The sequence below is a fragment of the uncultured Thiodictyon sp. genome, from assembly GCF_903946935.1.
Taxonomy (GTDB): domain Bacteria; phylum Pseudomonadota; class Gammaproteobacteria; order Chromatiales; family Chromatiaceae; genus Thiodictyon.
The window spans coordinates 23497-36383 of sequence record NZ_CAJAXH010000127.1; the positions used below are offsets into that span (position 1 = coordinate 23497).

At 65.9% G+C, this 12887-nt stretch carries 12 protein-coding genes; 10 read left to right on the forward strand and 2 right to left on the reverse strand.

Annotated elements, in window-relative coordinates:
- Positions 1–106 precede the first annotated feature (106 nt).
- From traC to QZX93_RS11380, 7 genes are read left to right on the forward strand one after another with little or no spacing between them, the layout of a single operon-like run.
- Positions 107–2503 (forward strand): type IV secretion system protein TraC, encoded by a 2397-nt coding sequence (gene traC / locus QZX93_RS11350; protein WP_295390996.1) that lies wholly within the window; start codon positions 107–109, stop codon positions 2501–2503.
- Positions 2496–2873, forward strand: coding sequence for a hypothetical protein (locus QZX93_RS11355; RefSeq protein WP_295390998.1), 378 nt, complete (start codon positions 2496–2498; stop codon positions 2871–2873). Before traC ends, QZX93_RS11355 begins: the two co-directional genes overlap by 8 nt.
- Positions 2870–3376 carry a S26 family signal peptidase gene (locus tag QZX93_RS11360; RefSeq protein WP_295391000.1) on the forward strand — a complete coding sequence of 169 codons (507 nt, stop codon included), beginning with the start codon at positions 2870–2872 and terminating at the stop codon, positions 3374–3376. The genes QZX93_RS11355 and QZX93_RS11360 overlap by 4 nt, the downstream gene beginning before the upstream one ends.
- Positions 3363–4616, forward strand: coding sequence for a TrbC family F-type conjugative pilus assembly protein (locus QZX93_RS11365; protein WP_295391002.1), 1254 nt, complete (start codon positions 3363–3365; stop codon positions 4614–4616). Before QZX93_RS11360 ends, QZX93_RS11365 begins: the two co-directional genes overlap by 14 nt.
- Entirely contained in the window at positions 4613–5656 is a 1044-nt protein-coding gene (locus tag QZX93_RS11370) for a TraU family protein (protein WP_295391004.1), read from the forward strand. Before QZX93_RS11365 ends, QZX93_RS11370 begins: the two co-directional genes overlap by 4 nt.
- Positions 5649–7967, forward strand: a complete 2319-nt coding sequence (traN, locus tag QZX93_RS11375; RefSeq protein ID WP_295391006.1) for a conjugal transfer protein TraN — start codon at positions 5649–5651, stop codon at positions 7965–7967. Before QZX93_RS11370 ends, traN begins: the two co-directional genes overlap by 8 nt.
- Before the next feature lie 43 nt (positions 7968–8010).
- Entirely contained in the window at positions 8011–8541 is a 531-nt protein-coding gene (locus tag QZX93_RS11380; RefSeq protein WP_295391008.1) for a DUF2726 domain-containing protein, read from the forward strand.
- Here QZX93_RS11380 and QZX93_RS11385 read toward each other — a convergent pair.
- Complete coding sequence (locus QZX93_RS11385; RefSeq protein WP_295391009.1) at positions 8513–9151, reverse strand: hypothetical protein; 639 nt, start codon at positions 9149–9151, stop codon at positions 8513–8515. The two genes, QZX93_RS11380 and QZX93_RS11385, sit on opposite strands and share 29 nt — an antisense overlap.
- 627 nt (positions 9152–9778) lie before the next feature.
- On the opposite strand from QZX93_RS11385, the gene ssb reads away from it, so the two are divergent.
- The 3 genes from ssb to QZX93_RS11400 all read left to right on the forward strand — a co-directional run bounded on the left by ssb (position 9779) and on the right by QZX93_RS11400 (position 12778).
- The gene (ssb, locus tag QZX93_RS11390) at positions 9779–10252 is read left to right on the forward strand and encodes a single-stranded DNA-binding protein (protein WP_366760211.1); all 474 of its coding nucleotides are present in this window, start codon (positions 9779–9781) and stop codon (positions 10250–10252) included.
- A gap of 369 nt (positions 10253–10621) precedes the next feature.
- Positions 10622–11641, forward strand: a complete 1020-nt coding sequence (gene bet, locus QZX93_RS11395; protein WP_295391010.1) for a phage recombination protein Bet — start codon at positions 10622–10624, stop codon at positions 11639–11641.
- Positions 11642–11758: 117 nt separating this feature from the next.
- Positions 11759–12778, forward strand: a complete 1020-nt coding sequence (locus QZX93_RS11400; protein WP_295391012.1) for a lambda-exonuclease family protein — start codon at positions 11759–11761, stop codon at positions 12776–12778.
- Here the strand turns inward: QZX93_RS11400 and QZX93_RS11405 are convergent.
- Positions 12766–12887: IS4 family transposase (locus tag QZX93_RS11405; protein ID WP_295384024.1), on the reverse strand; the 122-nt coding region annotated here is incomplete at its 5' end. The genes QZX93_RS11400 and QZX93_RS11405 overlap by 13 nt on opposite strands.

Genomic DNA, 12887 nt, shown 5'->3' on the forward strand with positions numbered 1-12887 from the left:
CCGTGTGGTCAGTCCTGGCGGCCCGCTCAGACATCGAGCGGGGCGTCCTACACGCCGCCCATCTTCCGTCTCCATCGACCTCAGCCACCCCCTGCGGAGAGTGCCCTTGATCCATCGCCAGTTTCGCGGTTCGCGTGCGGCCGAGCTCTTTCCGGTGCTGGCCTATGAACCCGGCCAGCAACTCTTCGTCCTGGACGACCTGTCCCTGGGCTTCGGGTTCGTGTGCGAGCCCCTGTCGAGCGCCGATCGCGCCCAGGCCGACCGGCTGTCGGTGTTGATGAACCTGGACTGGCCGTCAGAGACGCTGGTGCAGATCGCCCTCTGGGCCTCGCCGGACATCGAAGAACGGCTGGCCCGGATGCAGGCCCTGCGCATCGGCCACGGCGACGAGCTGCTGCGCGAGTCGACGCAACGGCGCGCCGAGTTCCTGCGGGCCGGGACCGAGGCCCCGCTGGGACCGGCCAGCGAGCTGCGCCTGCGCGACCTCCAGGTCATCGTCACCGTCAAACTGCCCATCGCGGAGGGCAAACCGACCGAGCGCGAGACCACCGACGCCGCGGTCCTGTGCGCGACGGCCCTGCAAGTCCTGAAGACGGCCGGGTTGCGGCCGGTCGCGCTCACGGCGGATCGCTATGTGCGTCTCATGTCGACCCTGCTGAACTGGGACCCCCAGGCCGGCTGGCGCGACCGGATCGTACCCGAGTGCGACCCGGACCGGCTCATCCGCGAGCAGTTCATCGACCTCACCCACGCGCTGGAGGTGGACGCCAAGGGCATCACGCTCGGCACGCATCGGGCCCAGACCTTCTCGGTCAAGCGCTTTCCCGACCGTATCGCCTTCGGCATGGCCGCGCGCTATATCGGCGATGTGGTATCGGGCACCCGGGGCATCCGCCACAACGTCCTGATCACCCTGTCGGTGCGCTTTCCGGACCCGGAGGCCATGCGCACCAAGCTCGCGGCCAGCCGGCAATGGGCCACCCACCAGGCCATGGGGCAACTGTCCCACTACCTGCCCACCCTGGGTCAGACCAAGGCGGGCTATGACGGGCTGTTCGCCTGCCTGGATAACGGCGACCGCCCCATCCAGTGCTATCTCGGGATCGTCCTCTTCACGCCGGCGGACGAGGCCACCGCCGCCGGCTCCAACCTGCGCACCTATTGGCGGGAGTTGGGCTTCCAGGTGATGCCGGACCAGTTCTTCCCCCTGCCCTTGTTCCTGCACTGTCTGCCCTTCGGCGCGGACCGCGATGCCATCCCCCACATGATGCGCTATCGCACGATGGCCTCCAGCCATGCCACCACCCTGATGCCGGTGTTCGGCGACTGGAAGGGGACGGGGAGCCCGGTGCTCAACCTGGTGGGGCGCGCGGGGCAGCTCATGGATCTGAACCTGTTCGACTCGGCCACCAATTACAACGCCGTGGTGGCGGCCTCCTCCGGGTCGGGCAAGTCCTTTCTCGCCAACGAACTCCTGGCCACCAATCTGAGTGTGGGCGGACGCTGTTGGGTGATCGACGTGGGGCGCAGCTACGAGAATCTGTGCGAGGCGCTGGGCGGGCAGTTCGTGGCCTTCACCCGGGACGCGCACCTCTCGGTCAACCCCTTCGGCCTCATCGGCAGCTGGGAGGAGGAGGCCGACGTGGTCTGTGCCCTGGTCACGGCCATGGCCGCCCCGACCCAGCCGCTGCTCGACATCCAGAGTGCCGGGCTCAAGCGGGTGCTCAAGGCGGTCTGGGATCGGATGGGCGCCGCGATGGACATCGACGCCATCGCAGGCGAACTCGCCGGGGCCGAGGACACGCGCCTGCGCGATGTGGGTGAGCAGCTCTATCCGTTCACCGCGCAGGGCGAGTATGGCCGCTTCTTCTCCGGGGCGAACAGCATCCAGTTCGAGGCGAACCTGGTGGTCCTGGAGCTCGAAGAGCTGAAGGGGCGCAAACACCTCCAGCAGGTCATCCTGCTGATCCTGATCTACCAGATCCAGCAGGTCATGTACCTGGGGGAGCGCGGTCAGCCCAAGCTGGTCTTCATCGACGAGGCCTGGGATCTCCTGACCCACGGCGATGTGGCGAAGTTCATCGAGGCCGGTTACCGGCGCTTCCGCAAGTACAACGGCGCGGCGATCACGGTCACCCAGTCGCTCAACGACCTCTACAACAACCCCACCGGGCGGGCCATCGCCGACAACAGCGCCCACACGCTGCTGCTCGCGCAACCCTCGCAGGCCATCGACCAACTCCACGCCGAGAACCGCCTGCCGATGACGACGGGCGGGGTCGAACTGCTGAAGTCGGTCCACACCGTCCCCGGGGCCTATTCGGAAATCATGACCCTGACCGACCGCGGGGCGGGGATCGGCCGGCTGGTGGTGGACCCCTTCCGCCGGCTCCTGTACTCGACCCGGCCGAACGACGTGGCCGCCATTCGCAAACTGCGCCAGGAAGGCCTTTCGGTGCGCGATGCCATCAACCAACTGCTGGGGAGTCAAGCCGATGGATAAGATGCTGATGCCGGCGCCCAAGCCGGTGTGGATGTCGTGGCCACGGGGGTCCGGGTGGTGGTTGCTGCTGGTGATGGCGCTGGCCATCCTTGCAAGTGGCTACCTCGGCGCGCTCCTGGCCGTGCGTCCGCTGCTCGGCGAGCTCGCCACCCGGCCGCCTGTGCTGATCCTCGATTCCGCGGGTGTCCTGCGCGGGTTGCCGGCCACGCAGGTCGGTCCGGCGATCACCCGGCAACGCGACCTGGCCCGGCGCCTGGCCGATGGCGGGGTGCTGGTGCTCGATCCGCAGGCGGTCGTCGCCGCGCCGGCCGGGCTGGTCCTGCGTACCGCGCCGCCACCGGCCGACGCCGACGCAGGGGGCCGTCCGTGACGAACCGCATGGCCTCCCGGACCTTCGTCGTCCGCGCCGGACTGGGACTCTTGGTCCTGGCGGCCCTCGGGCTCTATCTGGGGACCCGCTTCCGGGTCGGGATCGACAGTCAGGTGCAGAAGTGCCTGCCACCGTACAGCGTGTGGCTGATCGACCGGCATGACCGGGCACTGGTCCGCGGTGCGACCTACGGCTTCTTCGCCGGTGACGCCATGGCCCCGTTCTTCGGTCCCGGCCAGCGCGTGGTCAAACGCCTGAGGGGGCTGCCGGGGGATCAGGTGATCGTTGGGGCGGAGCGGACCACGGTCAACGGCGTCACGGTAGGCGAGGGGCTCGCGCTGGCCGCCGCCTTGCACCAGCCGCCGGGCGCCTTCGCCCGCCAGGTGATTTTGCCCGGTGATGCGGTGTGGGTGATGGGTGATACCCCCGACAGCTTCGACTCGCGCTATTGGGGGCCACTGCCGATCGTCCAGATCGGCGGGAGGGCGTATGCGTTGTTTTAGCCCAGTCGTCGCGCTGATCCTCGCCCTCGCGCACCCGGTGCAGGCGGCCCCCACAGCCGATCCACTGGGACTGCGTGCCATCCGGGATCAGGCGCAAGCGCTCGACGCGACGGCGCGCACGACGCCACCGCCCAGCTGGTTGGGCCTGGCGCCTGAGACGGCGGGTGCCGCGGCCGGTGACGACCTGGGGCGCGAGGCCCTGTCGCGGATGCAGGAGGCTCCACCGGCGGTGTCGGCCTGCAAGGACCTGGGGCAACTGTGCGGGACCGGTCAGGCCGCCGCCGAGCCGATGGCGCGTCCGGCCGAGCCGCCTGGCGTGACCTACACCGTGCTGGTGTCCCGCAGCCTCGGGACCGAGGCGCTGCGGGCCATCTTCCGCGCGGCCAGCGGTCGGGATGTGCGCTTCCTGTTTCGCGGGGTCGCCCCCGGCGAGCGCCTGATGGACATGATCAAGGCGATTCATGCGCTCCTGGATGGCATCGATCCGGTGCCGGCCGTCGAGATCGACCCCACGGTGTTTCGCGAGGCCGGCGCGACCGTGGTCCCGTTGCTGATCGCCCGCGGTCCCGACGGCGAACTGGCGCGGGTGACAGGCCTGACCGCCCCCGCCTGGCTACGCGAGCAGCTCCAGGGCGGTGCGCGGGGTGACTTGGGGGTCCGCGGCCCGGCCGTCGCGATCAGCGAGGTGGACCTGATCGAGGAGCTGCAACGCCGGGTGGCCGCCTTGGACATGGACACGTTGCGCGAAGGGGCGATCAAGCGCTATTGGCAGCGCGCGACCTTCGACACCCTGCCCGTGGTGACCGAACCGCGCGAGCGCACCATCGATCCGACCGTCACCGCGAGCGCCGACGTGCTGCTGCCTGACGGGACCAAGGTCATCCAGGCCGGCGCGAGCGTCAATCCGCTGGACCATGTGCCCTTCACTCACCGCCTGATCGTCTTTGATGCCTCCGACCCACGCCAGGTGGAGACCGCCCGCCGTCTGGGGGAGACCGACAGTCCGCAGCGCCCGCTGTACTTGGCGACCCGGTTCGACCGCGACCAGGGCTGGGACGGTCTGCGCGCCGTCGAGGACCGACTTGATGAGCCGGTGTATCTCCTCACACCCGACGTGCGTACCCGCTTCGCCTTGGAGCGGGTGCCCGCGCTGGTCGAAGCCCGGGGGCGGGTGTTCGTCGTCCATGAGGTGCTGCCCGATGGCCTGCCGATGGGGCAGCCAATGGAGTCCAAACAATGAGCGCGTTGGCGAATACCAGGTTACCCGGCCACGGGCGGCCGTTGTTGAGCCTATGGCTGGGCGTCTGCCTCACGCTCGCCGGCACCACGCCGCGGCTGAGTCAGGCCGCCGATCCCGGGTGTCCGAGTGCGGACCTGTTCTCCGGCAAGCTGATGACCGACATCTGCTGGGCCTGCCTGTTCCCGGTGCGCATCGCGGGGCTACCCATCGGCGGCGGTCAGGTCCCGGCCGGGGCGGCGACCTCCGCCTTTTGCGGGTGCGCCACCGGGGCCGGATTCACCATCGGCATGTGGGAGCCGGCGCGCATCATCGAGCTGACCCACGCCCCGGGGTGTTCGGCCGCGCTGGGTGGTTCCCGCCTGCCCATGGGCAGCCGCCGCCTGATCGGGACCGAAGGCAAGAGCGCCTACGATTCCACCGATATCGCCTTCTGGCATTACCACTGGTACTCGTTTCCGTTGCTGATCCTGCTCGATCTGTTCTGGGATCGGAAATGCAACGCCGACGGGCTGACGGACTTCGACATCCTGTACCTGTCCGAACTCGATCCGACCTGGAACAACGGCGAACTGGCCTTCTTTACCAACCCGGAGGCCGCCTGGCTGGCCAATCCGGTGGCCCAGGCCGCCTGTCTCGCCGATGCGACGGCCGCCACCGCCGGGTCGCCCATCGACTCGCTGTTCTGGTGCGCCGGCACCTGGGGCAATCTCTACCCCTTCACCGGCGTGCAGCCCAACCTGGGATCGGACCCGCGCGAGACGAGCCTGGCGGCCGTGCGGTCGCTGGCGGCGCTGCACCGGCGGGGGATGGCGCGAAGGACCATGGGCAATGATGCCGTGTGCAAGGCCCCGATCGACTTCTTCGTCAAGAAGAGCGCCTACAAGCTCACGATGTTCTACCCGCTCCCTGAGACGCAAAAGGCCCACGTGATCGGCCAAAGTACCTTCACTTGGGGTGAGTCGCGCACGATCCCCGGGCCCGGTGAGCACCAGCTGTATCTGTTGTGGCGTTGGAGTGACTGCTGTGCCATCTATGAATAGGTCAGGCGGTTGGGTCTGGGGTCGCCGCCTGATCGTGGCGGTCGTGAGCCTCTCGGTCAGCTGGACCCCCTGGGCGCTGGTGTGGGGCGATGCCTTTCGTGATGCCGCGCAGGCGGGTGAGGCCATCGGCACGCAGACACGAACCACCGCCACGGTCCCGAACGCGGCGGGCGGTGCGGTGCAGTTCCCGGCGAACGCCGGCGGACCCATCGCGATCCAGACGCTGTTTCCCGGTAGCAACGGCGGCAACAGCGCGGCCTTCGGTGCCTATTTCGGCAATCACGACGCCACCGTCACGGCCGGCCAGAATGCCCAGCGTGACCTGCTCCAAAGCCAGTCATCGGCGGGCGACGCCTACCGCGCACTGCGCGACGGGGTCGACCGTCCCCACTTGGACATCAGCAGCCAGGCGGCGTGGCAGCCGACCGATGCGCTCGCCAACAACCTCGGGAACATCACCAAGACCTTCGCCGATTGCAGCCTGCACAACCAGTTCACCCAGGGTTTGCGGACGCTGCATGTGCCGGACTATCGGATCTGCGAACGCCTGCCCACGCCGCCACCGGACTTCAACTGTACGGCGACCGCGTCGGGCCAGACGCTCTATAGCTGCCCGCCCTATCCGGGATTGTATCCGGCGCCGCTGCAAAATGACCCAGGCGACCAACCCATCGCCTGCTTCGCCGTCATGATCGGGGTGCAGGACCTCGATCCCCTCAACGGCCAGTGGTCGATACAGCCGCCGGAATGTCTCCAGGCACTGACGGTCAGGAACACCGACCCCTTTTGCCGCATCGTCGCCACTTGCACCACCCCGGCCGGTGGCGGGGGATGTCTCGGCACCAGCATCAATGCGACCTGCGGGTCCTTCTATAAGGGCGCGATGGACTGCTGGGTCGACCCCAAAGGCGAGACGCAGTGTCCCACCAACGCCGGCACGACGAACAGTTGTGCCGCGATCGAGGCGGATGCCGCCTGTACCTTCGTGCGCCGTGCCTGCGTGGACGGGGCCACCGGACCGGACGGGACCTGCCATGTGTTCGAGGAGACCTGGGACTGCGGCACCCGGGCCAGTGTGCCGATTGTGACGCGGACCTCCCGCGTGGACTGTGCCGGGCCGGTCACGCTCCCGACGGCCACGGTGCCGGCAACCCCGGTCCGCTGCGTCGGCACCGAGTGCGCCAGCTTCCCCAGCGAGCAATCCACCGATTTCGCCAAGGCCGCGGTGGCGCTCCAGGCCGCCCAGATGTCGGCCGCGGACATGGAATGCGTACCCGGTGGCCGGTGTGTCGTCTTTCCGGGCGAGGCCCGCGAATGCAAACGGGCGGTGAGTGGCATCGTCAACTGCTGCACGTCGCCCGGCAATGCCTCGCTGGGCGATTACATGGACCTCGTGTTCGCCATGAGCAAGATCAATAATGCCATCCTGGGCCTGGACAGCAGCAGTGCGGTGCGCGGTGCCTGGGAGACGCTGACCGGTCCGGTCTCCGATGCGTACAGCGCGGTGAGCCAGCAGTTCACGTCCGCCGCCAATACCTTCATGGGGCAGACCAGTTCCACGGTCAGCGAAAACGCGCTGAAAACGGCGCTCAGTGAAGCCACGCAACAGCTCATGATGAAGGCCGCCGAATGGACTGCCAACATCTTTGGGGAAGCGGCGGCCAACACCCTGTTCGTCAGCGCGGCCGGTGGCCCGGCGGTATCGGGTGGGGTGGTGTCCGCGGGGGTTGCATTGGCGCCGATGCTGGCCTGTATCATCAGCGTGGTCATGTGGGCCTATCTGATCTATCAGGTCGTGATGATCCTGATCAAGATCATCTGGAAGTGCGAGCAAAGCGAATTCGAGTTGGGTGCCAAGCGTGACCTGAAGTCCTGTGTGTTCGTCGGTGGCTATTGCCGCTCACGCACGCTGGGCTACTGTGTCGAGAAGCGCGATTCCTATTGCTGTTTTGGCTCGCCGCTGGGACGCATCATGAACGAGCAAGTCCGCCCCCAACTGGGACGCGGCTGGGGGACGCCCAAGCAGCCCGACTGCGAGGGTGTGAACGTGAGCGATTTCCAGCGGATCGACTGGAGCGCGGTCAACCTTGACGAGTGGATGGCGCTGCTGGTCCAAACCGGTCACTATCCCAACATGAACGCGATGGGGATCGAAGCCCTCACGGGCACCGGGAGCGACCTGGCAACCAAGGCCGGGCGCCCGAACGCCGAGGTCCGCTCGGTCGATCGCGTGAGCGGCATGGACTCGGATCAGGCGCGGGGCGCGGCGGAGCGGCAACTGTGGAACGGGACCCAGGCGTTGCCCAAGTGAACCGCTGATCAACTCATCCATGCACTGACTTTTTGGACCACTGATGCCTCAAGACCTCCTCCTCAAACTGGCCCACCTGGCGGCACTGTCTCCGGCCATCCTGCTCGCCGTCGCGGCGGCGCTGGTGTTGCTGATCGTCGGGGTCACGTTGTTGCTGCGCCCACCCCGCTACGAGCGCCAGGAGCGGCTGTTTTCGCCCGCGGAGTGGGCTTTTTTCCGGGTTCTCGAAGAGACGACCGGGTCGGAGTACCGGATTTTTGCCAAGGTCCGGATCGCGGACGTGCTCAGTCCGAAGAAGACCGTGAACCGGCGTGCCTGGTGGCGCGCCTTCAGCAAGGTGTCCTCCAAGCATGTGGACTACGTGCTGGTGGATCGCGTCACCGGGGTCATCGAGGCCGCCCTGGAACTCGACGACCGGACCCACGACCGCAGGGACCGACGCGACCGGGATGCCTTCGTGGATCGGGCCTTTGCCCAGGCCCGCGTTCCCCTGATCCGGGTGAAGGCTGGCCGGGACTACAACCGGCGGGAACTGGCCGCGCGGATCAAGAAAGGGATTGCGGCGATGGGGTAGGGTCGGCGTCGTGCTCGACCACGACGTCCGTTTCTGCGGTCGCTGCCGCCACTTCATCGGCCTTCCCGTAGCGCGCTGCCGCGTCCCGGGCGCGCCGCTCCAGGGTCATGATCTCACGCCCGATGCGCAGTAACGCGACCCGCCAGTCGTAGCCGGCCATGGCCTTCTGCTTGCTGGTCAGGACGGCATTCATCCAGAGCGAATCGATGGCCATCATGAGCCGGTCGAGCTCCTGGATCAGCAGGGTGTACTGCGCCATCTGGGGTGAGGAGATTTGAATCCGCAGCGTAATCGGGCGCGTGTATTTGACCGTGCGGGTGCTCCCGCTTTGGTCGCGAAGGATCATCAGTCGCTTGTTTTCATCATCCATGGCCGTCGCGAAGGTCTGGATATGCCCATTGACCAGGCCCTCGACGGCATCCATCTCGTCATGGTCGCCGATGATACGCAGGACCACGTCGATGGCGTACAGGGCCGCCGCGACACGGTAATAGCCGCGATCCAGGATGCGCTGCGCGTGGGAGGAGTGGATGGTAATGGTCTCCTCAAAGACCGGGCGGCTGAAGCGGGAGTCCTGGATGGGGCGTTTTGAACGGCGGGGTTCGGCCATGGTGTGGGTCCGCGTGGTGGTGAAAGATTCGGGTACTGCCACGGTAGGCCACCCACGGCCTGCTGGTAAGCCGCTGAAGGTTCGCAAAAAGGGGGGCTTTGCGGGAAGCCGTTGACGATGCCGGTGGTGGTCGGGAAAATGCCCCGGCAGACGCTTGCAACCGCCTTTGAAATGCGCTACAAAGCGGACTATGCGGTAGCTGGCCGCCCGGGGCGATGTGGACCCCGGAAGAGCAAGCCATCAACGAGTCTCATCTGCCGATACCCTGGCGCGCTGCCTTTTGTCCCCGCGCCACACTCCATACGCATCCAGCCAGTTCCAAGCGTTCGGCACGTCCACGTTGTGCCCAAGATCCCGCCAATTCGCCTCGCCCTGAGTCCGGGCGTGCTGCGCGATTTGCTGTTCCCCTGAAACCTGCTTTCCCCTGTCCCTTGCGATCCTGCCGCAACTGCGCGCCCGTGGTCCGCAATGGACAGTCGGATTGTCGTGTCTCCTATGGTGGAGACGCGCATAGCGCCAGCTGAGCGCTTCACAAGAACAGCCAAACCCAATACCCCATCGACCCACCCCACCGGGGCACAGTGCCCCTTTGGGGTGTTGCGCCCCTGCATTCCCCCGGAGGAAATCATGTCCAGAGGCGTGAACAAAGTCATCCTGATCGGCAATCTCGGCGCTGAACCGGATGTGCGCTACATGCAGAGTGGCGACGCCGTCGCCAATGTGAGTCTCGCAACCAGTGAGTCCTGGAAGGACAAGACAACCGGCGAGACCCAGGAACGCACCGAATGGCATCGCGTGGTGTTCTTCGGCAAGTTGGCCGAGATCGTCAAACAATACCTCCACAAGGGTTCAAAGATCTACGTGGAAGGGCAGTTGCGCACCAAGAAATGGCAGGACAAGGAGGGTCAGGATCGCTATACCACGGAGGTCATCGTCAGCATGGGCGGGACCATGCAAATGCTCGATGGCCGCCCGGCCAGCGAATCCGAAACTCAGTCAACGAATAGGGCAGGGACGCAGCAGCGCCCGGCTGCGCGTAATGAGCCGGCTCCGCCTGACCAGAGTGGCGGCATGCCGTTTGAGGATGATATCCCGTTTTAGGGAGCCGATTTCATTCACTTCCCCGGGGAGACCTGCTCTCCCACACGGGGGTGTTTGTCTCCTCGGGTTCATTGAACCGAGGAGACCAGCATCATGATTGATCTATTGATCGCTTTCGGCTGCGGCGTTGTCGCCACGGTCCTCTGGCGACGCGCGTTTGTCAGTCGCACCGTGAAGCAGTCCTTGCCGTCGACACGCGAACATTCCTGCGCCTGGGGACCTGAATACGACGTCCCAACCTACCTGCGTCGGCGCAACGCCAGAAGCTAACGTCGGCGCTGGCGACATCCAAGCCATTACCCGGGGAACCTGTCACTCCCCTGGGGGAGTGGTGCGTCTCCCCAGGTCATCAACCCTCGGAGACACACCATGGCACCCATCAAGAAGAACCCATTAGCAGTCGTTCCCGGCACCGGCGCAATCCCTTGCCGCATCCCTGTGGCCACCGCCGTCCTGGCCGAGATCGGGCTCGACCCTGGCACCTGGGCGGTCCTCACCGACAGCATTTTCCCATCGGCCGACACCCCCGAAGGGATCATTCTGGCGGTCAGATACTGCCAGGCCCGTGGCTTGGACATCATGAAGCGTCCGGTCCACGTCGTACCCATGTGGTCGAGCGCGCTACGACGGTATGTCGAGACGGTCTGGCCGAGTATCACCGAAGTGCAAATTACGGCCGCGCGGACCGGACTCTGGGCCGGGCTGGATTCGCCGCGGTTTGGTCCTGACCAGACCAAGACCTTCTCCGGTACGGTGAAGCGCAACGAGCAATGGGTGGAAGTCCAGGCGACCGTCACCTTTCCGGAGTGGGCCGAAGTCACCGTTTACCGCCTGGTGAACGGGGTCCGTTGTCCCTTCTCGGAAATGGTCTTCTGGGAGGAAGCCTATGCGCGTCAAGGTAGGTCCCCGATCCCCAATGAGATGTGGCAGAAGCGTCCCCGCGGGCAACTGCTGAAGTGCGCCAAAGCCGCGTCCCTGCGGGCGGCGTTCCCGGAAGAGGCGGGCGAGTATACGGCCGAGGAAATGGCCGGAAAGGTGATCGAGGTGGACTCCGTACCCATGGCGTCCGTCATCGAATCCACACGGGTCACGGCCCAGGTCACGGTGCCAACCGTTTCAAAGGTGGTGGCGGCTGTGGCAGCCCCTGTTGACCAGCCTGCGACTGAGACGATCCCCCTGACTGACCAGGCCAAGACCACGGCCATCGATGAGGCCGTCCAGGCACAGATCAAGAAACTCGTGGCACGAGCGACCACCACGAAGGCATGGGGGCAGGCCGAGGAGTATGCGCGGTCGCGTTTCAGCGGCGACCATCTGGCCCTTGCCCTCCAAGCGCTGACCACGGCAGCTGAGGCCTCCGTCAAGGAGGCTCAGGCACAGGCCGCCTGAGCGACACGTCAGACCGCCATGGACGGCGGTCGTACATCGATGTTTAGACCCACCCCAAGGGGCACCCGCTGCCCCTTGGGGGATGGTGCCCCTTCCTTTTAGTAGGAGCACCGAACCATGAAAGTGATCGATCTACCCCAGCGGACGCCCGCGTGGCTGGAGTGGCGGGCTGGTGGAGTATCCGCCTCGGATGTCGCCATTCTGCTCGGACTATCGCCTTATAAAACGCCCTGGCGTTTATGGGCGGAAAAGACCGGGCTGGTGCGTTCGGAAGCGGAGCTTTCAAGCGACTGGTTCCGCAACAAGGGAACCGGCGGTGAGGACGCCGTGCGTTGGGCGTTCGAGGAAAAGCACGACACGATGCTGCTGGCCCTCTGCGGGGAATCTGAGGAACAACCACTGATCCGGGCGTCCTTTGACGGCATTGATGACAATGGCCGCCCGGTTGAGCTGAAGGTGTCGTGTCAGAAGGTCTACACCGAGGTGCTGGATCTGGGCCGGGAGTCGACCGCGTTCAAGCTCTACTACCCACAGGTCCAGACCCAGCTCTATGTGTCCGGACAGACCCTGGGATGGCTGGTGTTCTACTACGGACCGGGCGCTATGGTGGAGTTTGAGGTGGAACGCGATGACGTATTCATCGCGCAGACGCTGGTTCCGGGATGTCTGGACTTCTGGGCGCAGATTCAGAACAAGAAGGAGCCGCCCAGAGACCCGGAGCGTGACCTGTATACGCCGAAGGCCAAGGAACTGGAGACCTGGACCTTACGAGCGGCCGAGTACCGCAAGGCGGCTGCCGCCAAGGCGGACCTCGACAATCAGGTCAAGAAGCTGAAGGCCAGCATGGATGTCATCGAAGAGTCCATGGTCGCCATGATGGGCGACTTCCTCGTGGCCGAGACGGCGGGCATCAAGGTCCTGCGGTATTCCCAGCGCGGCCTCATCGCCTACAAGGACGCGTTGGCTGAACTGGTCCCTGAGCTCGATCCGGCGGTGCTGGAGACCTACCGCGGCGCGTTGTCAGACCGCGTCAAGGTCACCGTGCTGAAAGAGGAGAAAGCCCAAGTCCCGTTCGACGAGGCCAAGGTGGAAGAGGTCCTGCAGGCCATCCCATTACACACATCTCATAACTCATGAGCCTCTCTGGCAAATTTGATCCCAGCGGCGAAGTCCATGACGCGCTGAAGGCCGAGCCAAATCGTCTTCAGGCCGGGCTCGCCGTCGCCCTTGCGCCCGAGAAAGCCGC